The following is a 23,340-nucleotide window of genomic DNA, read 5'->3' on the forward strand; positions in this document are numbered from 1 at the left end:
TGAAAAATGACAAACAAGCAAGACACAGGAACTGGCGGCAGGTTGCTGCTGCTTGGGCTGGGAGTACTGATCGCCCTGATCGGGCTCGGTCTGGCAGGTGGCGGCGGCTATCTGGTGACATTGGGCGGCAGCTGGTTCTTCCTGCTGATGGGACTGGCGATGCTGATCAGTGGTGCGCTGATCGCCGCGCGCAAACCCAAAGGTGCTTTGTTGTATGGCATCGCCCTGGTACTGACCGCCATCTGGGCTATCTGGGATGCAGGCCTGCACTATTGGCCGCTGGTGTCCCGCCTATTGACCTTTGCCGTGATCGGCCTGGTGATTGCGCTGATCTACCCGGCACTGGTGCGCGCTTCGGGTGCTCAGGCGGGTCGTGGCGCATATGGCCTGGCCGGCATGCTGGCCATCGGTGTTGTGGCGACCATTGGCTACATGTTCGTTCCGAGCCATGTGGTCAGCGCCAGCAGCGTGCCGCCTATTGTCCCGGTGGCGCCGGGTGCCGAGCAGAAGGACTGGGCACACTGGGGCAATACGCCGGCAGGTAACCGGTTCGCTGCTCTGGACCAGATCAACAAGAGCAACGTCGACAAGCTGCAGGTTGCCTGGACCTTCCACACCGGCGACATTCCGCAGAGCACAGGTGCCGGTGCAGAAGACCAGAACACCCCGCTGCAGGTCGGCGACACGGTCTACACCTGCACCGCCTACGGCAAAGTATTCGCACTGGATGCTGACACCGGCACTCAGCGCTGGAAGTTCGACCCGCAGGGCAGTGCGCCCAACTGGCAGCGCTGCCGAGGCCTGGGCTACTTCGCCGCACCCGCAGCTGCACCCGACGCACCTGCCCAGCCAGCCGCCGCGTGCGCCACACGCGTGTTTCTGCCGACTGGCGACGCTCGCCTGATCGCACTCGATGCCAGGACCGGCGAAACCTGCAAGGACTTTGGTAATCAAGGCGTAGTCGATCTGAAAACCGACATGGGCGAAGTCAAGGAAGGCTACTACCAGCAGACCTCGACGCCGCTGGTGGCGGGCAATGTGGTTGTGGTGGGCGGTCGGGTTGCCGACAACTTCTCCACCGGCGAACCTCCAGGCGTGGTGCGTGCTTTCGACGTACACAGCGGCGAGCTGGTCTGGGCATGGGATCCGGGTAACCCGAATACCAACAAGCGTCCGCCAGCAGGCGAAACCTACACGCGTGGCACGCCGAACGTCTGGTCGGCCATGTCCTACGATGACAAGCTCGGCCTGATCTACCTGCCGACCGGTAACGCCACACCCGATTTCTTCGGCGGGACGCGTACCGAGCAGGACGACAAATGGTCTTCGTCAGTCGTTGCGGTGGACGTAAAGACCGGTCAGGTTCGCTGGAACTTCCAGATGACCCACCACGATCTGTGGGACTTCGACATTCCGGCGCAACCGTTGCTGTATGACATCCCGGACGGCAAGGGCGGTACGCAGCCAGCATTGGCGCAAGTCACCAAGCAGGGCGAGATTTTCCTGCTCAACCGCGAAACCGGCGTGCCGATTTCGCGTGTCGAAGAACGCCCTGTGCCGCAGGGTAATGTGCCGGGCGAGCGCTATTCGCCGACCCAGCCGTTCTCGGTGGACATGCCGTCGATTGGCAACCAGACCCTCAAAGAGTCCGACATGTGGGGTGCCACGGCGTTCGACCAACTGATGTGCCGCATCGCTTTCAAAGGCATGCGTCACGAGGGCGTTTACACACCGCCAGGCCTGGACCCTGCGTTGCAGTTCCCCGGCTCGCTGGGCGGCATGAACTGGGGCAGCGTCTCGGCCGACCCGACCAACAACTATATGTTCGTCAATGACATGCGCCTGGGCCTGGCCAACTACATGATCCCGCGCGACAAGATCGCCGCCGGTGCCAGTGGTATCGAAATGGGCGTCGTGCCGCAGACCGGCACGCCGTTTGGTGCCATGCGCCAGCGCTTCCTGTCTGCCGTTGGCATTCCGTGCCAGGCACCGCCGTTCGGCACCATGTCGGCGATTGACCTGAAAACCAAAAAGCTGATGTGGCAGGTTCCGGTCGGCACCGTGAAAGACACAGGTCCGATGGGCATCCGCATGGGCCTGCCGATTCCGATTGGCATGCCGACGCTGGGCGCTTCGTTGTCTACCCAGTCGGGCTTGCTGTTCTTCGCCGGTACCCAGGACTTCTACCTGCGCGCCTTCGACAGCGGCAATGGCAATGAAATCTGGAAGGCCCGTCTGCCAGTCGGCAGCCAGTCCGGCCCGATGACCTACGTGTCGCCCAAAACCGGCAAGCAGTACATCCTGCTCACCGCCGGCGGTGCCCGCCAATCGCCGGATCGTGGCGATTACGTGATTGCCTACGCGTTACCCAAGTAACGTGCTTCAACGTCGAGGGGCAGATTTTGCCCCTCGATTTGTCATGTCACATGCTGGATGTCTCGCGGACAGATGGATGCTATTGTTGGCTTGTGAAGTAAATGGCCATTTTGGATAGCCAATCCTAATAATGAGTGTGTTCACTGCTGGGCTCGAAATAGCACCCCAATGTGGTTGTCATTATTTCGCTGTAGTCTGTTTCTGTCATGGGCTGGCTTAACAGATGCTCAATTTCTTTTACGCTATCTCGCAAACAGCTCAAGGGTTCACATTTTACGATCTCTTCAAACACGTGATTGCTGTCCGAGAACTCTTCCGTCCAGTCCTGATGAAAATAGCAGCCTAGTAATCGGCTCAGGTTGGCGTATTGATCTGTTTTTATGAGGATGTCCGGCTTTTTGTTATGGGGGCAGGCTTAAATTTTTGATAATTGATGATATAAGGTGCGAATCTACTTGATATGAATGGGCGAGGCGGAATTGTTGATGGGATGTTATTAGGCTGCAGTTTGGCTTTGCGTTTAGGAGTGGGCGATTATTCTTTTGACAAGATACTCATAAAAATTCGCTGCATAGAGGATCGCTGCTCCTGAAGGTATTTTCAAGAAGATCTGGCATTCATTGTTTTGTAAGTATTATAGTCAAAGAAGAAAACTTCGCCAAGGTCCGTTCTGCTGATGACCAATTTTTCTGGGGTGGTCGACTTGTTTTTGAGTTCGTTAATATGTTGGAAGACAATATCTCCACCCTGTATGCTATCGAAGTCCATGCCGTAGATACTGCAAATCTCCTCGGTGCCTACTTCTCCTCCCGCATAATTCCGTAAAAACCATTTGTAGGAGTCAGGCAGTGGGTGACCTAAACGCTGTTCTGCCTTAATAATCAACTCATCGGCCACAGCGTCGGCAGGTGTTCAAAATGCTGCTACATTCTCATTTGTCTTCATAAGGTTTCCAAGATCAAATGCTGTCAAATTAGTCATTTCATTACTCGTGAGTATTCGCGCAGTTAAATCTAGTTCCACCTCCTGTATCTGCTCCTGAAAATTCAAATAGTTCAGTATTTGCTAGAGGCTTTCCACGCTCATCTGTTGACTTTGGTTACGTTTGAGTAATCGCCGAACTCGGGGATTTTTTCGTAATTGTCTTTAGGCTCGAAATGCGATTTGGCTTCCTCAAGCTTATGTGGGTTTAGCTGCTCCCGACGAATCAAAAGCTCGCCGCTTTCTTTGAAGATGTAGCTGGTTCCAACTGAGATTTTCCCAGCGTCATCAAATTCACGATGGGTTGCCATCGTGAGGAAAAGCGTTTCTGAATCCAGGCATTGAAACTGATAGGTAAGGTATTCGCGCTGATGGTCATCCAGAAATCCAACGCCCACCATGTTCTTGTCTAAAATCATTTCTACGAAACAAGCTGGTTTAGAGTCTGAGCCTATCAACGCTGTATAAGGCTTTTTAGCCAAATGCAAAGCGTTGGCGGTAGCCTCGTCCATAGGGTCGATTGCACGATGCTTAAGGCGGAACCAGGACTTGCAATAGAAAATAGAAGGACTCATCAATACACCTTTCCGTTGATATCTCTAATTAAAACTCCTGCTTTGTCTGCAGAGTCTAAAATAGTTTGGGGTATTATACCTGTTTGAGGTGGAACTTCCAGTATCAAAGCGCCCTGTAATTTTTGTCCTGCCAAAGAACCACTGGATGGAACATTCGCTATAGTAGAGCCACTCGGGTACTTTGATATTGCTTCATTTATATAGCTTTTGGCGGTGGATTCATATATCTTTGAAAATTGAGTTAATTTACGTGATATGATTTCCCCAGTTGTTGGGTTGTATGAATCTAGTCGGTAATAGCCATTGCCGTCAGGCCTCTGTATGTAGACCTCATTGTAGGGGTAATTTTTTGATTGAACTCTATTAAACTCGTTACCTGCATCGAGTCGCTGCAGCCACTCTGGTTTTGATGAGGTATTTGCCACGTCGTTGGATTCTTTTTTTGCATCTGGCCGATTAGATGGCGAGGGTGTAGTTGGCGGCTCTTGGGTGTCCATCACTCCCCGGAGCGGTGAAGGCTCACTCCTCCGCAACTCAGGATGAGCCAGCAACTTCTGCTCATTCCGAGCCAACCAACCCGCAATTTGTTTATTAGTCATGTCCGCTTGAAGCTTTGCGCTACGTGCCGCAATGCCATCCAGGCTGCCTACGATCCCGGCCTTGATCTGACCTCGTGTGATGTAGGTAACGATGGCAGTCAGCAGGAGCATGACTAATTGCTCCTGACCTCTGGCAAGTTGCCGCGCGGCAGCGTCTATACGCTCATCAATCAACCACGCAGAAGCGCCTGTGGGATCGAGCCCCGGCGGTTTGACACCTTCCTCTGCGTTCCAGGCTGTGACCATGCCTTCATAAAGGGTTGCGAGACAAGCTGGGAGGCCTTGATAAAAATAATCAGCGATGGCTGAAAGCCCCATGCCCAACAGAATCAGGTTGCCGACCTGTAAGCCTATGCCGCTGCCTGCTATTGCTCCTGGTACAGCGCCCGCTCCGAACGCTAGCGACCCAGCCGCACCACCAACAAGAGTCCCGACGGCCACGCTGCCGCCCATGATCATGGCGACCTCTTTGACCAGTTGCAGCAAGACGGGAAGGATTTCCGTAATGTCTATGGAAGCCCATTTGCGCATCAGATTTAGCTGGATGATCGGATAGGACTTGGCCATCGCCAACTTCACCGATTCGATGCGGTTTCCGCCGATACTGCCGAAGGCCAATGTGGCCTCGTTACTGACTCGTCGAGTGAAACCGTTCCAACCATCGAAAGCGCTTTCCCAGCCTTGATCGAAAGACTGATTCAGATGGTTGAATTTGTTATCGAGTGTTCGCTCGATGTCGTCCCATTTGGGGACGTTGGCTAAAAGATCCATTTATTCATCTCTGTCCTTGAAAAGAGTAAATTCCGATTCTCGATCCTTTAGTCATCGGACTACAGCCTGCGCTAGAGGTAACCTTTGCCTGATCGTCTGGCATGCCAATTCGATCTCAGATACTGCCATTTTTCTCATTTGTGCGACGATCGCAATGATGTCAATGAGATAGCAGTTGGATGTTCACGACTGTGATAGCTAAGTGACGCATTGAATTACCGGCGCTTTTTCTCACCGCTGTGGTTTGAAAATTTTTTTGGTTGATCGCTAAAAAGTTAAGTGCGGCACGTTTTTTGAGCGTCTGGTCTTGCTCCTTCACACATCCCCAACTACATCGCCCCAATCTCCGGCTTGCCCGTTCTCGATCCGCCGTAAACCGGTGGGTGCGTGACGATGTGCGTCAGGTCGACCGCCGAGGCCAGCAATTTTTGCAGGTCCGGGCGTGGGCGGGACAAGCGTGGGTCATTCGTCGTCGCCTGTTCGAGCGCTTCGGCGCAGGCGAGCAGTTTTGCGTCGCCGCGGAACCCGCCGATCACCTGTAACCCGAACGGCATGCCGTTGTGGTCGGTGCCGCAGGGCAGGGACAGTGCCGGGTTGGTGGTCAGGGTGATGGTGTAGCACAGCGCCAGCCAGCGATAGTAATTGTCCAGTGGTACACCGTTGACTTCGCGCAGGTACAGTTCGCTCCACGGGAAGGGCGAGACTGGCGTGGTCGGGGCGAGGATCAGGTCGTAGTGTTCGAATTGCTTTTGGAAACCGCGAAAGATCCGGCTCTGCTCGCCGTGCGCCTTGACGCAGTCCTGCAGCGACATGGCGGCGCCCATCTCAAAGTTGGCGCGGGTGTTGGGTCCCAGCGCATCGGGGTCGCGGTCATGGGCGTCCTGCAACCCTGCAACGAAGGCTTCGGCACGCAGTACATCGAAGGTGCGATGGGCGCTGCCCAGATTCAGGTCGATGGCTTCGCAGGATTTGAAGAGCGGCCTCAGTGCGTTAATTTTTTCCCGGAAAACGGCACGGATTGTGTCATCGACTGCGCAGGCGCCGAAGTCTTCGCTGTAGCCGACCCGCAATTGGCTGAGGTCGACGGTGCGTGGTGCAAATTCGTCATCGGCAATGGCATAGCTCAACGGATCAGACTGCCCCAGCCCGGCGCTGGCGCGCAGTTGCAGCAGCGTGTCGGCGACATTGCGACCCATCGGGCCAACAACGGAAATCGGCGTCCAGCCGAGTTTTTTGCGTTCGCTCGGTACCAAGCCGGGTGAGGGTCGCAGGCCGACGATGCCACACAGTGCTGCGGGAATGCGCAACGAACCACCGGTATCTGAACCGCTGCACAACGGCACCATGTCCACAGCCAATGCGGCGGCTGAACCACCCGAGGAACCGCCTGCGTTGAGTTCCGGATTGAACGGGTTGCCGGTCGCGCCCCAGACTACGTTGCGGGTGTTGGCTCCGGCGCCGAGTTCCGGGACATTGGTCTTGCCGACGACGATTGCCCCGGCAGCACGCAGGCGGGCGACGAACAGGTTGTCCTGCGCGGGGATGTTGTCGCGGAACAATTGTGAGCCGTAAGTGGTGAGTACCCCGGCAGTTTCTTCCAGATCCTTGATGCCGATTGGCAGGCCATGCAGCAGCCCCAGCGGTTTGCCTTGCAGGACTGCATGCTCGGCCAGCAGCGCCTCGTCGCGGGCGCGCTTGAAACAGGTGGCGGCGAACGCATTGATTTTCGGATTGAGGGTTTCAATGCGCTCAATGCAGGCGTCGAGCAATTCCACTGGCGAGATCTGTTTGTTGCCGATCAGCGCACGCAGTTCGGTGGCGGATTTGCCAAGGAGCTCGGATGGGTTTTGCATGGAATGTTCTCCCGAATGTCATCGTTCCGCACGCTCCGCGTGGGAATGCATTTCGTGACGCTCTGCGTCACACACCTGCGTCGCGCCTCTTTTTCCAGGTCGGGCGCAGCACGTGGGCAGTCTCTTCAAGCATCCCCCAGCGCCAATATCGTCGCCACCAGCGCCTGGCCTCTGGGCACCAGGGTATCAAGCTCCAGATACTCACGGTCGGTGTGTACCTTGCCGCCGACCGGGCCGAGGCCGCACAGGGTAGGGATACCCAGGCTGGCGGTGAAGCCCGAGTCGGCGCAGCCGCCGGTGAACTCACCTTCCACGCTGAAACCCAGTTCCTGCGCGAGACCTTGATAAATACTCAGCAGTTCAGTGCTGTGCCGGGCTTCCATGGGCAGGAAGGTCGTGGCTTCCAGCAGTCTGGCCGATGTGCCGGGCAGTTCCTCTTCGGCGACAATGGCCTGGACGGCGGCGAGAATTTCATCCCATTGGCGCAGTTCGACAAAGCGCACATCGAGCTTCGCCGTGGCGCTGGGTGCAACGGTGTTGCTGGAGGTGCCGCCCGAGATCAAGCCGACGTTGGTGGTAATGCCCGCTGCGTAGTCGGTCAACGCATGCAGCTTGATCACCTTGTGCGCCAGCGCCTGAATCGCGCTGGCACCGTCGGCGTGATTGACCCCGGAATGCGCCGCGCGGCCGCTGACTTCGATGATCAGCGTGGCACCGCCTTTGCGGGCACTGACCACGTTGCCGCTGGCGCGTCCCGGTTCCGGGTTGAGCACCGCGCGAGCCTGGCGTGCGTACTTTTCGATGTGAACACGAGCGCTGGCGGAGCCGATTTCTTCGTCTCCGGTATAGAGGATCTGTACCGGAAATGGCAGCGGGCCGATGCGCTTCAACGCTTTCAGCGCAAAGCAGTTCAGCACCAGTCCGCCTTTCATATCGGCCACGCCAGGGCCATAAGCCAGTTCGGCATTTTTGGTATAGCCGCGAGTGGACGTGGTGCCTTTGGGAAATACCGTGTCGCGATGGCCGAGCAGCAGCACCGGCTTGCCGGGGCCGCCGGGCAATTCAGCCAGCAGCACATCGCCGAAACCCTCAACCGGGATACGTTCGACGCTGATCCCGTCGGCCAGCAATTGCGCGGCGAGCAGTTCGCCGACCGCATCCACTCCGGCCTTGTCGTAACTGTTGGAGTCGGTATCGACCAGGCTCTGCAACAGCTTCTCCATTGCCTCGTACTGCCCGCTCAGCCAGTCGGTGGCCTGCCGTTGTGCCTCATTCATTCACTCAGCTCCTGTATCCGATGCTCGCGGGTCAGCCGTACGCCGTCCGTTCCCAGGTCCCAGAACAGTCCGGCCATGATTTGCAGACTTTCTTTGACCACCGGTGCCAGCAAATGCTCGTCGGGGGCATGTTGTGAGCACGCCGGGTACGAGTGTGGCACCCAGACAGTCGGCAGGCCCAGCACTTCAGCGAACACGTCATTGGGCAGCGAGCCGCCCAGATTGGGCAGCAGTGCCGGCTTCTTGCCGGTGGTGACGGCCAGCGATGCCAGTGCCCAACCGACCCACGGGCTGTCGGGTGACAGGCGCGTGGCGTGCATTACGTCCATGCGCGTCTGACGGACTTCGACCTGGGTGAAACCGTGCGCATCCAGGTGTGCACGCACGGCGGGAATGAACGCGTTGTAATCGCTGTCGACCACAAAGCGAATGTGGCATAACGCGTGCGCTTTACCGGGAATGGCGTGTACCGGGGCGTCCGGGTTGCCGGTCTTGAAGGCGAGAACGTCGAGGGTGTTCCAGCCGAAAACTTTTTCGCTGAGCGACAGCGCCGGGTCGCCCCAGCCAGCGTCGATGTCCGGGTCGCCGGGGCCGCCGCCGACCTCGATATCCGCCAACGCAGTACGCACGGCATCGGGGATGGCTGTCGGCATCAGGCCCGCGACTTTCACCCGGCCATGCGCATCGACCATGCTGGCAATTGCGTTGGCCAGAATGATGCCTGGGTTGGCCAGCAGCCCGCCCCAGTTGCCGGAATGGTGCGCGCCTTCACGCAGGTTCACCGTCAGCTCGAAGTTGAACACCCCGCGCGAGCCAAGAAACAGGGTAGGGCGCGCCGCTGCCAGGCGTGGGCCGTCGGAGGCGATGAAAATGTCTGCGGCGAGTTCTTCTGCGTGGGCCTGGCAGAACGCGCCAAGACCCGGCGAGCCGTCTTCTTCGCCCATTTCCAGCAGCAGTTTGACGTTGAAACCCAGCTTGCCGTCGCGTGCCTTGAGGGTCTGCTCCAGAGCGGTCAGGTTGATCAGGTGCTGGCCCTTGTTGTCCGCAGTGCCACGCCCGTACCAGCGTTCGCCACGTTCGATGACCTGCCACGGCGACAAGCCCGGTTGCCACTGCGCGTCATAACCGCGAACCACATCGCCATGACCATAACTGAGCAGGGTCGGCAGGGCCGGGTCTTCGATACGGGTCGCGATCATAAGGGGGCCACGCCCGGCGACCGGGTTGTCATGCACCGCCACGCTGAAACCCAGACGCTCGACATGCGGTGTAATGAATTCGTGCAGATAGCGATAAAGCTCCGGCAGGCTCTCGGCCTCCTGGCTCTGGGTCGGATAGGCGACGCTTTCGCCAAGCAGGGCGAAAAATGCGCCGTTGTCGAACTGTTCAGTGACGTTTTCGATGGCGTGCGAACGGCTACTCATGAGGGCATCAGCTCCAGGGTTTTCGAGGTGTCGCGCAGGTGGCAGCGCACGGTTCCGCCTTCCATGCGGCCAGTCACCGGAGACTTCTCCTTGCACACCGCCATGCAGGCCGGGCAGCGCGGGTGAAAGGCACAGCCGGATGGCGGCGACATAGGATTGGGGAAGGTCCCGTGCAAACCCAGATCGGGAATGCCCAGATGCGGGTCAGGGGTTAGTACCGAGTCCAGCAACGCTTGCGTGTAGGGATGACCGGGTCTGGCGAACAGCGATTCGCGGCTGCGCTCTTCGACAATCCGCCCCAGGTACATCACCGCGACGCGGTCGGCGAGGTGTTCGATGACGGCCAGGTTGTGGCTGATCAGCAGGTACGTCAGGCCGAATTCCTGTTTCAGGTCCTGTAGCAGATTAAGAATTTGCGCCTGCACCGAAACGTCGAGTGCCGAGGTCGGCTCGTCGCAAATCAACACATCCGGGCGCATCACCAGGGCCCGGGCAATCGCTACCCGCTGGCGCTGGCCACCGGAAAGCTGGCTCGGGTAACTGTCGATCACGCGCTTGGGCAAGCCGACCACGTCCATCATCGCCTCGGCACGCTGGCGACGTTCGGTATGGGTGCCGATGTCATGCACGATCAGCGGCAGAGTGACGATTTCGCGCAGGGTCTTGCGCGGGTTGAGCGACGAGTAAGGATCCTGAAAGATCGGCTGGATGCGCCGTGCCATCTCCTTGCGGTCGGTTCCGGCGAGGTGTTTGCCGTTGACCAGCACATCGCCGCTGCTGGGCGCGAGCAGGCCCAGCAGCATCTTGGCCAGAGTGCTCTTGCCGCATCCCGATTCGCCGACCAGCCCGAGGGTTTCGCCGCGCATCAGGCGCAGTGACACTCCGTCGACGGCTTTCAAAGTGGCATTGGGTTTGAAAAAGCCACGGCTGATGCTGAATTCGCGACGGATGTCGCACAGCTCCAGAGCAATGTCTTTTTTGACACTCGTGTTAAGGGCCTGATTGTTCATGACGTCATGCCCTCACGGTGCAATACAGTTTCTTCGCCCGTTGAAGCAAACAGGCAGCGGGTCATGTGGTCCTGGCTATTGATTGGCGGCACGTCTTCGGCGCAGGCCGGGATTGCCAGCGAGCAGCGATTGCGAAATGCACAGCCATGCTGCTCGCCCACCAGGCTGGGCACCAGCCCCGGAATCGAACCCAGCGGCTGACCCGGTTGAGTGCGTCCGGGGATCGGTATGCTCGCCAGCAAGCCGCGGGTATAGGGGTGTTGCGGGTTCCCGAACAACTCGACCGCCGGGGCGGTTTCGACGATCTGTCCGGCGTACATCACCGCAACCCGGTCGGCGATACGTGCCACCAGCCCCAGGTCGTGGGTGATGAAGATCACGGCCAGACCCAGCTCCTTCTGAATGTCGCGGATCAGGCGCAGGATCTGTGCCTGAATGGTCACGTCCAGTGCGGTGGTCGGCTCGTCGGCGATGATCACGTCCGGTTCGCACATCAGTGCCATGGCGATGATCACCCGCTGGCGCAGGCCGCCCGACAATTGATGTGGATACTGACGCAGGCGTTCGCTGGCGTTGCTGATCCCGACTTTTTCGAGCATCTGCGCGGCGCGCTGCAGGGCCTCCTTGCGGGACACCTTGCGGTGTCGGGTGAGCACTTCGCTGAGCTGATCGCCGATGCTGTAGGCCGGGTTCAGAGAGGTCATCGGCTCCTGAAAGATCATCGCCAGGCGGTTGCCGCGCAGGTCGCACATCTGCCGCTCGCTCTGGGTCAGCATATCGATGCCGTCCAGGCTCAGCGTCGTTGCGGTACGCCGGGCCTTGCGCGGCAGCAGGTCCATGAGTGCCAGCGAAGTCAGGGATTTGCCGCAGCCGGACTCGCCGACGATGCACAGCATTTCGCCGCGCTCGACCTGAAAATCCAGGCCGCGCACTGCGTGCAGCGTGTCTTGGCCGAGAGGAATCTCGACACGCAGGTTTTCAACATGCAACAGCGCCATGTGCGTATCTCCTCTGTCAGTTGCGCCCGTCGGGCAGGATCAGGTCGCGCAGGCCGTCACCGACCAGATTGATGCCCAGCACCAGCACCATCAGGGCGATGCCGGGAATCGCGATAACCCAAGGGGAAAAGAACATGTACGGTTTGCCTTCGGCGATCATCAGGCCCCAGGACGGAATCGGTGGCTGTACGCCGACCCCGAGGAACGACAGCGCCGATTCCAGAAGGATCGCGTGGGCCATCTCCAGCGTGGCAACCACGATCAGTGCGCCGACCAGATTAGGCAGAATTTCGCTGGCCAGAATGCGCAGCGTCGAGCAGCCCAGCGCCTGGGCCGAGGCAACGTATTCAGCGTCGCGGATCTGCTGCACAGCAGCGCGGACCACCACGGCAAAGCGGTCCCAGAGCAGGCAGCCAAGCAGCACGATCACCACTTTCAGCGAGCCACCGATCAGCGATGCAGAGGCCAGTGCGATCATCACCACTGGCATTGCCAGGCGCGTGGTGATCAGGTAGCTGATCACAGCGTCGGTCTTGCCGCCGAAGTAGCCGGCCAGCAGGCCCATGATGGTGCCGATGACGCCAGAGATGAGCGCCGCCGAGAAACCGATGAATAGCGAGATGCGTGCGCCGTACAGCAGGCGTGACAAGTAATCGCGGCCCAGTTTGTCGGTGCCCAGCACATAGTCCCAGGTGCCGTTGGCCATCCATACCGGTGGTTTCATGCGCAGCATTACATCCTGCGTGTAAGGGTCGTAGGGGGCCAGCCAGGGGGCGAACAGTGCGCCGAACAGGATGATCAGCAACAACACCGCGCCGATGGCAAAACCGCGGTGCGCGAAGCTGTTGCGCAGGGTGCGCCAGACACTGCGCGCCGGTGGCTGGTAATCGTTGATCAGCAGCGGCGATGAGGTGGTTGTGCTCATGTGGCCTCCTATTTCACGCGAATGCGCGGGTCGAGCAATGCGTTGAGCACGTCGGCCAGCAGGGTGAGGACGATGTAGATCACCGCGATCAACAGCACGACCGCCTGCACCACCGGGAAGTCGTCACGGGCAATCGCATCCCAGGCCAGTTGGCCGATGCCTTGCAGCGAGAACACTGTTTCAATGACCACCGAGCCGCCAAGCATGAAGCCGAACTCCACGGCGGCCAGTGCCACCACCGGGATCAACGCGTTGCGCAACGCATGCTTGAACAGCACGGTGGCGGGGCGCAGGCCCTTGGCACGCGCTGTGCGGATGTAATCGGAATTGAGCACGTCGAGCATGCCGGCGCGAGTCAGGCGCATGATCGCCGGTGTGGCGTAATAACCCAGCGCGATGGCAGGCATGACGAAGTGCGCCCAGGTCGAGTTGCCCGATACCGGCAGCCATTTCAGGGTGACCGAGAACACCACGATCAGCATCAGCGCAAACCAGAAACTCGGCATCGCCTGACCCAGTACCGCGATGCTCAGCGCCAGGCGATCAATCCACGTGTCGCGCTTCACGGCGGCCAGTACGCCCAACGGAATGGCAATCAGCAGCGCAATGCTCAGGGCCATTGCGCCCAGCCCGAGGGTAATCGACAGGCGCGAGGCGATCAGGTTGTAGACCGATTCCTGAAAGAAGAACGAGTCACCCAGATCCAGGCGTACCACGTCGGCCAACCATTCGAAATACTGGGTCACCAATGGTTTGTTGAGGCCGTATTGCACACGGATCTGTTCGATCTGCTCGCTGCTGGCTTCCGGCCCGCCGATGGCGGTGGCCAGGTCGCCGGACAGGTGCAGCAGGGAAAAGCTGATCACCGACACGGTGATCGCTACGCACAGGGCAATGCCCAGGCGGCGCAAGAGAAATCCGAACATGGCAAGTGACCTTGTGTTCAGGGAATGACGGGTTGGCTGACGATGCTGCAAGGCGCGTCACGTACCTCACAGCAGGTCTCGCCAAATAACTTCACTAACGATCTATTTCCAGCTCGACAGTACGAAGCGCGGCAGCTCGTCCGGATACGGCTTGAAGTTCAGGTCCGAGACGTAGGCGTAGTTCATCGAGTAGTTGAACAACGGTGCCCAGTACGCCTGTTCGCTGATGCGCTGCAAGGCCTTGCGGTAATTGTCCTTGCGCACCTGCGGGTCCAGTGCATTGTCGGCGGTCTGCAGCCAGCCCTGGACTTGCGGGTCCTTGATGTTGTCGTCCGGGTTGCCCTTGAACCAGGTGCCGGCCGAGGCCGATGTATCGAGAATCGAGAACGAACCCCAGGCCTGAAAAGACATTGGCACCTTGCCGCCACGCTGCTGGTCACGCAGGGCCGCGTACTTGAGGTAGCGCAGCTTGGCGTTGATGCCGACTGCACGCAGGTTGCCGATGATTGCTTCAACGTAGTCGCGGTCGCGGTAGGCGAATATTTCGGTTTCAAAGCCGTTCGGGTAACCCGCTTCGGCGAGCAGCGCCTTGGCCTTGGCCGGGTCATAGTTGTAGACCGTGGCTGCGCTGGTGTCGCAACCGAACTGACCGGGGTAGCAGGCGACCTGCAATGGTTTGCTTTCGCCACCGACCAGTTGCGAGGCCAGACCGTCACGGTTGATCGCATAGTTGATTGCCTGGCGTACTTTCAGGTGTTTCATCGGCGAGTCGGCGCTGGAGGTGCCGCGCGCATCCAGAATCAGAAAGCCGATACGCATAGTCGCGCCGCTGGTGACCACCAGGTTGGGCATGGCTTTGAGGTTTTCGGCCTGATCCGGCGCTACGCGCCAGGTCCAGTCGATGCCACCGGTCATCAGCTCGGCCAGACGTGTTTCAGCATCGGCAATCACGCGAAAATTGATGTGAGCGATCTTCGGCTGGCCCTGTGGGCTGCCCTGAAAGTAATCTGGGTTCTTGTCCATCTTCACGCCTTCACCGGTAGCAATGGCCGTCACCTTGTAAGGCCCCGTGCCAATTGGTTTACGGCTGAAGCCTGCCATCCCGACCTCTTCGAAATACTTTTTCGGGAACATCGGCACAGCGTTGGAAAGGTATTCCAGCGCAGGCGGGAAAGGCTTTTTCAGGTGCAGGCGTACGCTGTAGTCACCCAGTTTTTCGGCACTCTTGATCCAGTCGACGTTTTGTACCGTGACCACCTTGGATTCGGGCGATACCACGTAATTGAGGGTGAATACCACGTCATCTGCCGTGAACGGATCGCCGTTGTGAAACTTCACGCCCTCGCGCAGCTGGAAATCGATGGTGGTGTCGTCGACCTGCTTCCAGCTGGTGGCGAGCATGGGTTGGTACTCGCCATTGTCCGGGTTGCGATAGACCAGGTTGTCCCAGATCAGGCGACCGAGAATCACGCCCTCGCGCAGGTCGTTGTGATAGGGGCTGATGTTCTCCGGTTCGCTGTCGGAGGCGTAGACCAGTGTGTCGTCGGCCTTGCCAGCCAGGGCGGAAAAACTGCTGAACAGGCTCAATAGCGCGATGCTGCGAGCGAAACCCTTGATTCCCATGCCGTCGTCTCCAAAAGGCAAAGTGGATGTATCAAAGGGCAGTGGGGTCGCAAATGCGAGAAGAGGGGAGAAACGAGGCTGCAGTGTTCTTTTGATTGGGTTGTATTGATGTTGCGCCTCGACATGACTCTAGGCAAAGCGTATCAATGCCACAAGCACAATATTTCGAACCTTTCATTGCCGAAAAGGCAACGCAGGAGCCGCGATGCAACTCTACGGCGTACAGTCCACCGCGTTGCGCTACTTCCTTGAAGTGGCGCGTTGCGGGTCGATCAGCGAGGCGTCGATACGGCTCAATGTCGCGTCCTCGGCAGTCAGTCGGCAGATCAGCAAGTTGGAGCGCGAGCTGGATGCCGTGCTGTTCGAGCGCCAGGCACGCGGCATGATGCTTAGCGAGGCGGGTATCCGTTTGGCAGCCTATGCGCGCAAATCACAGCTGGAAGCCGAGCAGGTCGTACTGGAAATCACCGAGCTGCAAGGCTTGCAGCGTGGGCATGTGCGCATCGCATGCTCGGAGGGCTTTGCCCTGGATTTTCTGCCGCAGTGCATTGCGCGTTTTCGGCGGCAGTATCAGGGTATCCATTTCTCGATGGAGGTTTGTGCTCCGGCGCAGGCCACCGAGCGGGTGCGCTCCGGGGATGCGGACCTGTGTCTGACCTTCAGCCTGACACCGCAGAACGAGATCAAGGTCGAGCACATTCACAGCGGCGCGATCTGCGCGGTGGTCAGTCATAACCATCCGCTGGCCTCACGCACCGAAGTCTCGCTGGCCGAGCTGCAACCCTATGCCATCGCCCTGACCAATCCCGACACGACCTTGCGCCAGTTGTTCGACATCTGTTGCGGGGTGCAGGGTCTGCTGTTCGATCCGGTGCTGACCAGCAATTACATTGGCGCGCTACTGCGGTTTGTACGTGAGGAGGGCGGTATCAGCCTGTCCAGCGAGATGACGCTGGACAAGCGCGCACACGAAAAACAGCTCAAGTCGCTGCCGATCAGCGACGAAGGCATGAAGGCGCGTCGTATCGAACTGCAAAGCATGGCCGGCCGCAACCTGCCCGCAGCGGTTGCGGCCTTTCGGGATTTTCTGATCGAGGAGCTGGCAAAGACCTGACACGCAGGTGGCGTCGGTGGTGCGCTGTAACGGGCTGGTAGCGTTTGGTTGATGAAGTCCATAAGCATGATGTTATAGTGTAACGAATTTGCGGCTGCACGCTGTGCGGCCTTGAACCGCCAACATCAGGCTTCGCCCCCTCGGCGAGGTTCGCCAAAGAGACGACTGACGCACATGAACAACCCCCTCCCAGACGTTGCCCTGACGGAAGTTTCCTCGGCCCTGGTTTCACTTGACTGGGTCGGCATGCAGGGCGTCGAAGTGCCTGTCAGGCTGGCCGAAGCGGGCGTCCGGCACCCGGTCCATGCGCATGTCGATCTGCAAGTCGATCTGGCCGATCCGAGTGTCAAAGGTATCCATATGTCGCGGCTCTACCGGCTCCTCGACAGGTATGCCGAGTACCAGATACTGAGCCCCGATACGCTGGGTGCGCTGATGGAAGCCATGGTCGAAAGTCACCTGGACTGCCATTCCAGCCGCGCCCGGCTCACCCTGAGCTTCAATCTGCTGTGCCGTCGCCCGGCGTTGATTACCGAAGGGCTCAGCGGCTGGAAATCCTACCCGGTGAAGCTTGACGCCACATGGCACGCCGGTCGTTTGTGCCTCGACGTTTCAGCCGACATCACTTATTCGTCTACCTGCCCGTGCTCGGCTGCACTGTCTCGACAACTGCTGGAAGGGGCTTTTACGGCACGCTTTGGCAGGCAGTCGTTCGTCGACCCGATGCAGGTTGCGACCTGGCTGCGCGAGAACGCCTCGTTCGCCACGCCGCACAGCCAGCGCAGCGTGGCTACCGTCCAGGTGCGGGTGGCAGAGCAGGCGACCGAACTGGGCCTGATGACGCTGATCGACGCGGTCGAGCAGGCGTTGGGCACCCCGGTACAAACCGCCGTCAAGCGTGCCGATGAGCAGGCATTCGCCCGGCTCAACGGCCAGAACCTGATGTACGTCGAAGACGCCGCGCGCAAGGTCCAGCAAGCGCTGGAGGGCCGCTATGCAGCCTCCAGCGTCAGTGTGCGTCACTTCGAAAGCCTGCATCCGCACGATGCGGCCGCCCAGACCTCCAACTACCTGTCCTGAGGCTTCATACCGTGATCCGTAAAAATCCTTCCGGCCATCTGCCTGTCATCGCCGAATCCGCCTACATCGATAAGACCGCGATCATCTGCGGCAAGGTGATCATCAAGGACAACGTGTTTGTCGGTCCCTATGCCGTGATCCGCGCCGATGAAGTCGACGCTACAGGGGACATGGAGCCGATTGTCATCGGCGCCAATTCCAATATTCAGGATGGCGTGGTGATTCACTCCAAATCGGGTGCTGCGGTGACCATCGGCGAGTTCACCTCGATTGCCCACCGCTCCATCGTGCACGGACCTTGCATGGTCGGAGACCGCGTCTTCATCGGCTTCAACAGCGTGCTGTTCAACTGCCGGGTCGGCAACGGCAGTGTGGTCAGACACAACTCGGTGGTCGACGGTCGCGATTTGCCGGAGAATTTTTACGTGCCGTCCACCACCCGGATCGGGCCTAATACTGATCTTTCGCAATTCCCGCCGGTGAGCATTTCGGCCTCGGAATTTTCCGAAGACGTGGCGCACACCAACATTGACCTGGTGCGCGGCTACAAGGCACTTCAGAACGAGTTCTGACACAGAACACAATCGACTCATTGCACTTCCGGCTACGGATCTGGATTTTTCATGACAGCAGTTGTTCAACCAACCCGCGCGCCAGCATCACGGCTGCGCTCTATCGATGCTCTGCGCGGGCTGATCATTCTCTTCATGCTGCTGGACCACGTGCGGGAAACCTTCTTCCTGCACCGCCAGGTCCTCGACCCGATGGAGGTCGCGAGCACCGAGCCCGCCCTGTTTTTCAGCCGCACACTGGCGCATTTATGTGCGCCGCTGTTTGTTCTGCTGACCGGGCTTTCGGCGTATCTGTATGGCGAGAAATATCAGGGCAAGACTGACGTGTCGGCGTTTCTGCTCAAGCGCGGGCTGTTCCTCATTGCCCTGGAGTTCACCCTGGTGAGCTTCGCCTGGACCTTCCAGTTCCCGCCGACCATCATCTACCTGCAAGTGATCTGGGCCATCGGCCTGAGCATGGTTGCGCTGTCGCTGATGGTGTATCTGCCGCGCTGGGCGCTGGTGGTCATTGGCGTGGTGATCATTGCCGGGCATAACCTGCTGGACTCACTGCACTTCGGTGTCGAGTCGGCCATGCACATTCCGTGGGCGATTCTGCATGATCGGGGCTGGATCGAGGTCTCCGATAACCTGCGTTTCCGTACCTCTTACCCGTTATTGCCGTGGATTGGCATTATCGCGCTGGGCTACGCCGCAGGCCCTTGGTTTGCCGGTAGTTACGATGCGGCGAAACGACGTGCAAACCTGTGGATGTGGGGTGGGGGAGCGCTGTCGGGCTTTGTGGTCCTGCGCATGATCAACGGCTACGGTGAAAAACCGTGGAGCGTTGGCGAGACCGGTGTGCAAACGGTCATGAGCTTCTTCAACATCACCAAATACCCACCGTCATTGCTGTTCATCAGCCTGACGCTGGGGATCGGCCTGCTGATTCTCATCGCCTTCGAACGCAGTCAGGAAAAAAGCTGGTTGCGGCCCTTGGTGGTGCTCGGCTCGGCACCGATGTTTTTCTACCTGCTGCACCTGTACGTCCTGAAGATTCTGTACCTGATTGCCGTAGCGATCTGGGGAACCAACCAGGGCAAGTACTTTGGTTTCGACCACATATGGGGTGTCTGGCTGACCTCGGTGGTACTGGCGGTGCTGCTGTTTCCGGCCGTGCGCTGGTTCGCTGAGCTGAAGGCGCGTCGTCGCGATATCAGCTGGTTGAAATACCTGTAACCACCGTAGGCACGGCGCGCCATCAGGCGCGCCGCTGCCGGTCTGACCTCAATCGCCCTGCGCACCATAGTTCATGATCGACAGCAGCTTGATCGGCACCTGCACCAGTTGCTCGGGACCGTGGGGAATGTCGCCGTCGAAGGTCAGGCTGTCACCGGCCTGCATCGGATACAGCTGATTGCCGTGGCGGTAGATCAGCTCGCCTTCGAGCAGGTGGAGAAACTCGGTGCCGGGGTGTGAGAAGGTCGGAAACTCCTCGCTGGCATCGTCCATCGTCACCATGTACGCCTCGAAACTCTTCTTCGGCCCACGGGTATGGTTGAGCAAGTGATAGGTGTGGCCTTTCTCGGTGCCGCGCCTTACCACCTCAAGCCCTTCATCGGCTTTCACCAGCAGTGCACTGCTGCCTTGCTGATCGTACTGGCTGAACAGCTTGGACATGGGCATGCCCAGCACGTCGCAAAGACGGCTGAGGTTGTCGAGACTGGTCGACACCTGTGCGTTCTCGATCTTGCTCAGCATGCCCTGGCTGATACCGGCAATGCGCGCTACGTCGGCAAGCTTCAGCTCCTGAGCCTGGCGCTGGCGTTTGATCTGAATACCCAGGTATTGCTCAAGCTTCAATTTCGGATGCGGTTCGGTCGGCATATTCATCGGCTGCGCACAGTTTCCGTTCAATAATTTTTATTTCGCACTGGGAATGTGCATTTCACCGCTGTCATCGGCGTACTTCAGTTGCAAATTATTCCCGGAGAGAAAACGAGTTTCCCATATAAACAGCTGAATTGTCCCTTCCACGTCTCTTCGATTTGCTGGCATACCAAACTGGCAAGCGCTTTGCATTCCTAAAGGGAAAGTAACTTTCCTGATCAGAATATATTCTCGGCAGGTAGTGAAACAACGGTCCTTCCCTGAAACGTTTTGCCATGCCAGGAGACACGTCCCATGTTGCCACCCGAAACACAGCGCCTGATCGAACAGCACGGCATCAAGTATGTGCTGGCTCAGTTCGTGGATATTCATGGTTCGGCCAAGACCAAGTCGGTTCCTGTGACGGGCCTGGAAATGGTTGCAGAGGACGGTGCCGGGTTCGCCGGTTTCGCTATCTGCGGCATGGGCATGGAACCCCACGGCCCGGACTTCATGGCCAGGGGCGACCTGTCGTCGCTGACCCCGGTGCCTTGGCAGCAGGGGTATGGGCGGGTGGTGTGCATCGGTCATGTGGATGGCAAGCCGTGGCCCTATGACAGCCGTTATGTGTTGCAGCAGCAGGTCGAACGCCTCAGCCAGCGTGGCTGGACCCTCAATACCGGGCTGGAGCCCGAGTTCAGCCTGTTCAAGCGCGATGCTGCGGGCAGCCTGCAAATGGTCGATGCCAGCGATAACCTCGACAAGCCTTGCTATGACTACAAGGGGCTGTCGCGTTCACGTGAGTTTCTCGAGCGCTTGACCGAGGCGCTACAGCCGGTGGGCTTCGACATTTATCAGATCGATCACGAAGACGCCAACGGCCAGTTCGAGATCAATTACACCTACAGCGAGGCCATGGAGTCGGCGGACCGCTTCACTTTCTTCCGCATGGCGGCCGGGGAGATCGCCAACGACATGGGCATGATCTGCTCGTTCATGCCCAAACCCGATCCGAAGCGTGCGGGCAACGGCATGCACTTCCACCTGTCGATCGCCAGTGCCAGCAGCAAGAACCTGTTTCACGACGCCAGCGACCCCAGCGGCATGGGCCTGTCGAAGATGGCCTATCACTTTGCGGCTGGCCTGCTGGCTCACGGCCCCGCGCTGTGTGCCTTCGCGGCACCCACGGTCAACTCCTACAAACGCCTGGTGGTCGGCAACTCGCTGTCGGGGGCGACCTGGGCTCCAGCGTTCATTGCCTTCGGCGCCAACAACCGTTCGGCGATGGTGCGGGTGCCCTATGGCCGACTGGAGTTTCGCCTGCCGGACGCCGGTTGCAACCCGTATCTGGTCAGCGCCGCGATCATCGCCGCAGGGCTGGACGGCATCGACCGGCAACTGGAAATCGATCACGTCTGTAACGAGAACCTTTACACATTGAGCCTGGAAGAAATCGCCGCACGGGGCATCAAGACCCTGCCGCAGTCGCTCAAGGAAGCCTGCGATGCACTCGAAGCCGACCCTTTGTTCGCCGAGGTGCTGGGCAACGAGATCGTTGGTGAGTTCATCCGCCTCAAACGCATGGAATGGGTGGAGTACAGCCGCCACGTGAGTGACTGGGAAGTGAAGCGTTATATCGAGTTTTTCTAGCTGCACGTTTCAAGCTTCAGGCTGCAATAAGAAGCTGGATTGCGGCGTATTGAATTTTTCTGTCTATGCGGTTGGCTTGCAGCTTGTAGCTAAAAGCTTGCCGCTTCCGAACAAGGTGAGGCTTATGTGCGGAATCGTTGGTTTGTATCTGAAGAACCCGGCGCTGGAATCACAACTCGGCAGGTTGTTCGAACCGATGCTCGAGGCTATGACGGACCGCGGGCCGGACAGCGCCGGGTTTGCCATTTATGGCGATGAAGTGGCGCAGGGCTGGGTCAAGCTGACCTTGCAGGCCACCACCGAACAGTATGATTTCAAGGCGCTGATCGCAGCGCTGCAAAGCAGACTGGATGCACCACTGGACTGGTTTCAGAACGCCAGCGCCGTGGTATTGAAGATTCAGGCAGAAGAAGCCCCGGTGCGTGCTGCACTGGCGCAGCTGGCGCCCACCGTGCGCATCATGAGCGCCGGACAGAGTATCGAGATCCTCAAGGGCATGGGGTTGCCGAGGGAGATTTCCGAGCGCTTCGGTCTGGCGTCCATGAAGGGCAGCCACATCATCGGCCATACGCGCATGGCCACTGAAAGTGCGGTGACCATGGAAGGCAGTCATCCGTTTTCCACGGGTTCGGACCTGTGTCTGGTGCACAACGGTTCGCTGTCCAATCACTTTCGCCTGCGCCAGAACCTGCGCCGTGAAGGCATTCACTTCGAGACCGACAACGACACCGAGGTGGCCGCCGGTTATCTGGCCTGGCGCCTGCAACAGGGCGACAGCCTCAAGCAGGCGCTCGACAAATCGCTGGAGGACCTCGATGGCTTTTTTACCTTCGCCATCGGCACGCGCAATGGTTTTGCGGTGATTCGCGATCCGATTGCCTGCAAACCGGCCATTCTCGCCGAAACCGACGATTACGTCGCCATGGCCTCGGAATACCAGGCGCTGTCCAGCCTGCCGGGTATCGAAAACGCCAGGGTCTGGGAACCTGTCCCGGCCACTATGTACATCTGGGAACGCGAGCCAGCCGAGGGAGCACGCTCATGAAAACCGTCGATCTTTCCAGCGCCACCGTGCGTGATCTCAACCAGGCTCTGCACGATCAGGTCAAGGCATTGCAAGAGCGCGAATGGCTGGTCACCCACCCTGACGGCGCGCATAACCTGGCGGTCGGCGTCAACGAGGCCATCTCCATAGATATTCAGGGCCATGCCGGCTATTACTGCGCGGGTATGAACCAGAAAGCTTCGATCACCGTGCACGGCAATGTCGGTGTTGGTTGCGCCGAGAACATGATGTCCGGCGCAGTCCGGGTCAAGGGCAGCGCCTCGCAGGCGGCAGGTGCCACGGCGCACGGCGGTTTGCTGGTGATTGAAGGCGATGCCGGAGCGCGCTGTGGCATTTCCATGAAAGGCATCGACATTGTGGTCGGCGGCAGCATCGGCCACATGAGCTGCTTCATGGGCCAGGCCGGTCGGCTGGTGGTCTGCGGCGACGCGGGCGATGCGCTGGGCGACTCGTTGTACGAAACGCGGATCTACGTCAAAGGCAAGGTCGAGTCGCTGGGCTCTGACTGCATCGCCAAGGAGATGCGCGAAGAGCATCTGCAGGAGTTGCAGGAGCTGCTCAATCGCGCGGGCTTCAACGAGAAGGCCGCGGATTTCAAACGCTATGGCTCGGCCCGGCAGCTTTACAACTTCAAAGTCGATAACGCCTCCGCGTACTGATTCAGGAGCATTA

20 protein-coding genes and 1 pseudogene are annotated in these 23,340 nt (G+C 58.9%); 8 read left to right on the forward strand and 13 right to left on the reverse strand.

What is annotated here, in order from left to right; translation table 11 throughout:
- The first annotated feature begins 6 nt into the window (after nt 1-6).
- On the forward strand, nt 7-2,376 hold the full coding sequence (locus RYA97_RS26180) for a glucose/quinate/shikimate family membrane-bound PQQ-dependent dehydrogenase (RefSeq protein ID WP_046832683.1): 2,370 nt from the start codon (nt 7-9) through the stop codon (nt 2,374-2,376).
- A gap of 124 nt (nt 2,377-2,500) precedes the next feature.
- Here the strand turns inward: RYA97_RS26180 and RYA97_RS26185 are convergent, their stop codons facing one another.
- From RYA97_RS26185 to RYA97_RS26240, 12 genes and pseudogenes are all read right to left on the reverse strand, one after another.
- Nucleotides 2,501-2,764 (reverse strand): contact-dependent growth inhibition system immunity protein, encoded by a 264-nt coding sequence (locus tag RYA97_RS26185; RefSeq protein WP_316893365.1) that lies wholly within the window; start codon nt 2,762-2,764, stop codon nt 2,501-2,503.
- Nucleotides 2,765-2,896: 132 nt separating this feature from the next.
- A pseudogene (locus tag RYA97_RS26190) lies at nt 2,897-3,357 on the reverse strand (SMI1/KNR4 family protein).
- A 101-nt stretch (nt 3,358-3,458) separates the two neighbouring features.
- Complete coding sequence (locus RYA97_RS26195) at nt 3,459-3,932, reverse strand: hypothetical protein (protein ID WP_004665578.1); 474 nt, start codon at nt 3,930-3,932, stop codon at nt 3,459-3,461.
- Nucleotides 3,932-5,302 (reverse strand): DUF6861 domain-containing protein, encoded by a 1,371-nt coding sequence (locus tag RYA97_RS26200; protein WP_010200327.1) that lies wholly within the window; start codon nt 5,300-5,302, stop codon nt 3,932-3,934. Before RYA97_RS26200 ends, RYA97_RS26195 begins: the two co-directional genes overlap by 1 nt.
- A 329-nt stretch (nt 5,303-5,631) precedes the next feature.
- Nucleotides 5,632-7,155 (reverse strand): amidase, encoded by a 1,524-nt coding sequence (locus tag RYA97_RS26205; RefSeq protein WP_046832682.1) that lies wholly within the window; start codon nt 7,153-7,155, stop codon nt 5,632-5,634.
- A 125-nt stretch (nt 7,156-7,280) separates the two neighbouring features.
- On the reverse strand, nt 7,281-8,432 hold the full coding sequence (locus tag RYA97_RS26210) for a M20 family metallopeptidase (protein ID WP_005779688.1): 1,152 nt from the start codon (nt 8,430-8,432) through the stop codon (nt 7,281-7,283).
- Complete coding sequence (locus tag RYA97_RS26215) at nt 8,429-9,856, reverse strand: M20 family metallopeptidase (RefSeq protein ID WP_005744235.1); 1,428 nt, start codon at nt 9,854-9,856, stop codon at nt 8,429-8,431. Before RYA97_RS26215 ends, RYA97_RS26210 begins: the two co-directional genes overlap by 4 nt.
- Complete coding sequence (locus RYA97_RS26220) at nt 9,853-10,866, reverse strand: ABC transporter ATP-binding protein (RefSeq protein WP_005757498.1); 1,014 nt, start codon at nt 10,864-10,866, stop codon at nt 9,853-9,855. The genes RYA97_RS26215 and RYA97_RS26220 overlap by 4 nt, the downstream gene beginning before the upstream one ends.
- Complete coding sequence (locus RYA97_RS26225; RefSeq protein WP_005779681.1) at nt 10,863-11,864, reverse strand: ABC transporter ATP-binding protein; 1,002 nt, start codon at nt 11,862-11,864, stop codon at nt 10,863-10,865. The genes RYA97_RS26220 and RYA97_RS26225 overlap by 4 nt, the downstream gene beginning before the upstream one ends.
- A gap of 16 nt (nt 11,865-11,880) precedes the next feature.
- Nucleotides 11,881-12,789, reverse strand: coding sequence for an ABC transporter permease (locus RYA97_RS26230; protein ID WP_016981365.1), 909 nt, complete (start codon nt 12,787-12,789; stop codon nt 11,881-11,883).
- 8 nt (nt 12,790-12,797) lie between these two features.
- Nucleotides 12,798-13,715: an ABC transporter permease gene (locus RYA97_RS26235; RefSeq protein WP_003348343.1), complete on the reverse strand. Its 918-nt coding sequence runs from the start codon at nt 13,713-13,715 to the stop codon at nt 12,798-12,800.
- A 102-nt stretch (nt 13,716-13,817) separates the two neighbouring features.
- Complete coding sequence (locus tag RYA97_RS26240) at nt 13,818-15,338, reverse strand: ABC transporter substrate-binding protein (RefSeq protein ID WP_005779677.1); 1,521 nt, start codon at nt 15,336-15,338, stop codon at nt 13,818-13,820.
- A gap of 205 nt (nt 15,339-15,543) precedes the next feature.
- Here RYA97_RS26240 and RYA97_RS26245 point away from each other — a divergent pair, with 205 nt between their 5' ends.
- The 4 genes from RYA97_RS26245 to RYA97_RS26260 all read left to right on the forward strand — a co-directional run bounded on the left by RYA97_RS26245 (nt 15,544) and on the right by RYA97_RS26260 (nt 19,322).
- Nucleotides 15,544-16,452 carry a LysR substrate-binding domain-containing protein gene (locus tag RYA97_RS26245; RefSeq protein WP_004667697.1) on the forward strand — a complete coding sequence of 303 codons (909 nt, stop codon included), beginning with the start codon at nt 15,544-15,546 and terminating at the stop codon, nt 16,450-16,452.
- Nucleotides 16,453-16,626: 174 nt separating this feature from the next.
- Nucleotides 16,627-17,532: a GTP cyclohydrolase FolE2 gene (gene folE2, locus RYA97_RS26250; RefSeq protein ID WP_316893354.1), complete on the forward strand. Its 906-nt coding sequence runs from the start codon at nt 16,627-16,629 to the stop codon at nt 17,530-17,532.
- A gap of 11 nt (nt 17,533-17,543) precedes the next feature.
- On the forward strand, nt 17,544-18,104 hold the full coding sequence (locus RYA97_RS26255; RefSeq protein ID WP_005779671.1) for a carbonate dehydratase: 561 nt from the start codon (nt 17,544-17,546) through the stop codon (nt 18,102-18,104).
- Between the two features lie 51 nt (nt 18,105-18,155).
- The gene (locus RYA97_RS26260; protein WP_005744228.1) at nt 18,156-19,322 is read left to right on the forward strand and encodes a DUF1624 domain-containing protein; all 1,167 of its coding nucleotides are present in this window, start codon (nt 18,156-18,158) and stop codon (nt 19,320-19,322) included.
- 48 nt (nt 19,323-19,370) lie between these two features.
- Here RYA97_RS26260 and RYA97_RS26265 read toward each other — a convergent pair whose 3' ends face one another.
- Nucleotides 19,371-19,976: a helix-turn-helix domain-containing protein gene (locus RYA97_RS26265; protein ID WP_004665568.1), complete on the reverse strand. Its 606-nt coding sequence runs from the start codon at nt 19,974-19,976 to the stop codon at nt 19,371-19,373.
- 291 nt (nt 19,977-20,267) lie between these two features.
- Here RYA97_RS26265 and glnT point away from each other — a divergent pair, with 291 nt between their 5' ends.
- The 3 genes from glnT (at nt 20,268) to RYA97_RS26280 (ending at nt 23,327) form a co-directional block, all read left to right on the forward strand.
- Complete coding sequence (gene glnT / locus RYA97_RS26270) at nt 20,268-21,602, forward strand: type III glutamate--ammonia ligase (protein ID WP_005744226.1); 1,335 nt, start codon at nt 20,268-20,270, stop codon at nt 21,600-21,602.
- A gap of 124 nt (nt 21,603-21,726) precedes the next feature.
- Nucleotides 21,727-22,647 carry a class II glutamine amidotransferase gene (locus tag RYA97_RS26275; protein WP_004665566.1) on the forward strand — a complete coding sequence of 307 codons (921 nt, stop codon included), beginning with the start codon at nt 21,727-21,729 and terminating at the stop codon, nt 22,645-22,647.
- Nucleotides 22,644-23,327 carry a protein glxC gene (locus RYA97_RS26280; protein ID WP_004665565.1) on the forward strand — a complete coding sequence of 228 codons (684 nt, stop codon included), beginning with the start codon at nt 22,644-22,646 and terminating at the stop codon, nt 23,325-23,327. The genes RYA97_RS26275 and RYA97_RS26280 overlap by 4 nt, the downstream gene beginning before the upstream one ends.
- Nucleotides 23,328-23,340 lie beyond the last annotated feature (13 nt).

The organism is Pseudomonas syringae group sp. 26L6 (assembly GCF_032587815.1).
Classification (GTDB): Bacteria; Pseudomonadota; Gammaproteobacteria; order Pseudomonadales; family Pseudomonadaceae; genus Aquipseudomonas; species Aquipseudomonas amygdali.

Excerpts from the sequence above, each read along its gene's own strand:
- RYA97_RS26180 (WP_046832683.1), top strand. The coding sequence starts at position 7 with ATGACAAACAAGCAAGACACAGGAACTGGCGGCAGGTTGCTGCTGCTT.
- RYA97_RS26195 (WP_004665578.1), bottom strand. The coding sequence starts at position 3,932 with ATGAGTCCTTCTATTTTCTATTGCAAGTCCTGGTTCCGCCTTAAGCAT.
- RYA97_RS26200 (WP_010200327.1), bottom strand. The coding sequence starts at position 5,302 with ATGGATCTTTTAGCCAACGTCCCCAAATGGGACGACATCGAGCGAACA.
- RYA97_RS26205 (WP_046832682.1), bottom strand. The coding sequence starts at position 7,155 with ATGCAAAACCCATCCGAGCTCCTTGGCAAATCCGCCACCGAACTGCGT.
- RYA97_RS26210 (WP_005779688.1), bottom strand. The coding sequence starts at position 8,432 with ATGAATGAGGCACAACGGCAGGCCACCGACTGGCTGAGCGGGCAGTAC.
- RYA97_RS26215 (WP_005744235.1), bottom strand. The coding sequence starts at position 9,856 with ATGAGTAGCCGTTCGCACGCCATCGAAAACGTCACTGAACAGTTCGAC.
- RYA97_RS26220 (WP_005757498.1), bottom strand. The coding sequence starts at position 10,866 with ATGAACAATCAGGCCCTTAACACGAGTGTCAAAAAAGACATTGCTCTG.
- RYA97_RS26225 (WP_005779681.1), bottom strand. The coding sequence starts at position 11,864 with ATGGCGCTGTTGCATGTTGAAAACCTGCGTGTCGAGATTCCTCTCGGC.
- RYA97_RS26230 (WP_016981365.1), bottom strand. The coding sequence starts at position 12,789 with ATGAGCACAACCACCTCATCGCCGCTGCTGATCAACGATTACCAGCCA.
- RYA97_RS26235 (WP_003348343.1), bottom strand. The coding sequence starts at position 13,715 with ATGTTCGGATTTCTCTTGCGCCGCCTGGGCATTGCCCTGTGCGTAGCG.
- RYA97_RS26240 (WP_005779677.1), bottom strand. The coding sequence starts at position 15,338 with ATGGGAATCAAGGGTTTCGCTCGCAGCATCGCGCTATTGAGCCTGTTC.
- RYA97_RS26245 (WP_004667697.1), top strand. The coding sequence starts at position 15,544 with ATGCAACTCTACGGCGTACAGTCCACCGCGTTGCGCTACTTCCTTGAA.
- folE2 (WP_316893354.1), top strand. The coding sequence starts at position 16,627 with ATGAACAACCCCCTCCCAGACGTTGCCCTGACGGAAGTTTCCTCGGCC.
- RYA97_RS26260 (WP_005744228.1), top strand. The coding sequence starts at position 18,156 with ATGACAGCAGTTGTTCAACCAACCCGCGCGCCAGCATCACGGCTGCGC.
- RYA97_RS26265 (WP_004665568.1), bottom strand. The coding sequence starts at position 19,976 with ATGAATATGCCGACCGAACCGCATCCGAAATTGAAGCTTGAGCAATAC.
- glnT (WP_005744226.1), top strand. The coding sequence starts at position 20,268 with ATGTTGCCACCCGAAACACAGCGCCTGATCGAACAGCACGGCATCAAG.
- RYA97_RS26275 (WP_004665566.1), top strand. The coding sequence starts at position 21,727 with ATGTGCGGAATCGTTGGTTTGTATCTGAAGAACCCGGCGCTGGAATCA.
- RYA97_RS26280 (WP_004665565.1), top strand. The coding sequence starts at position 22,644 with ATGAAAACCGTCGATCTTTCCAGCGCCACCGTGCGTGATCTCAACCAG.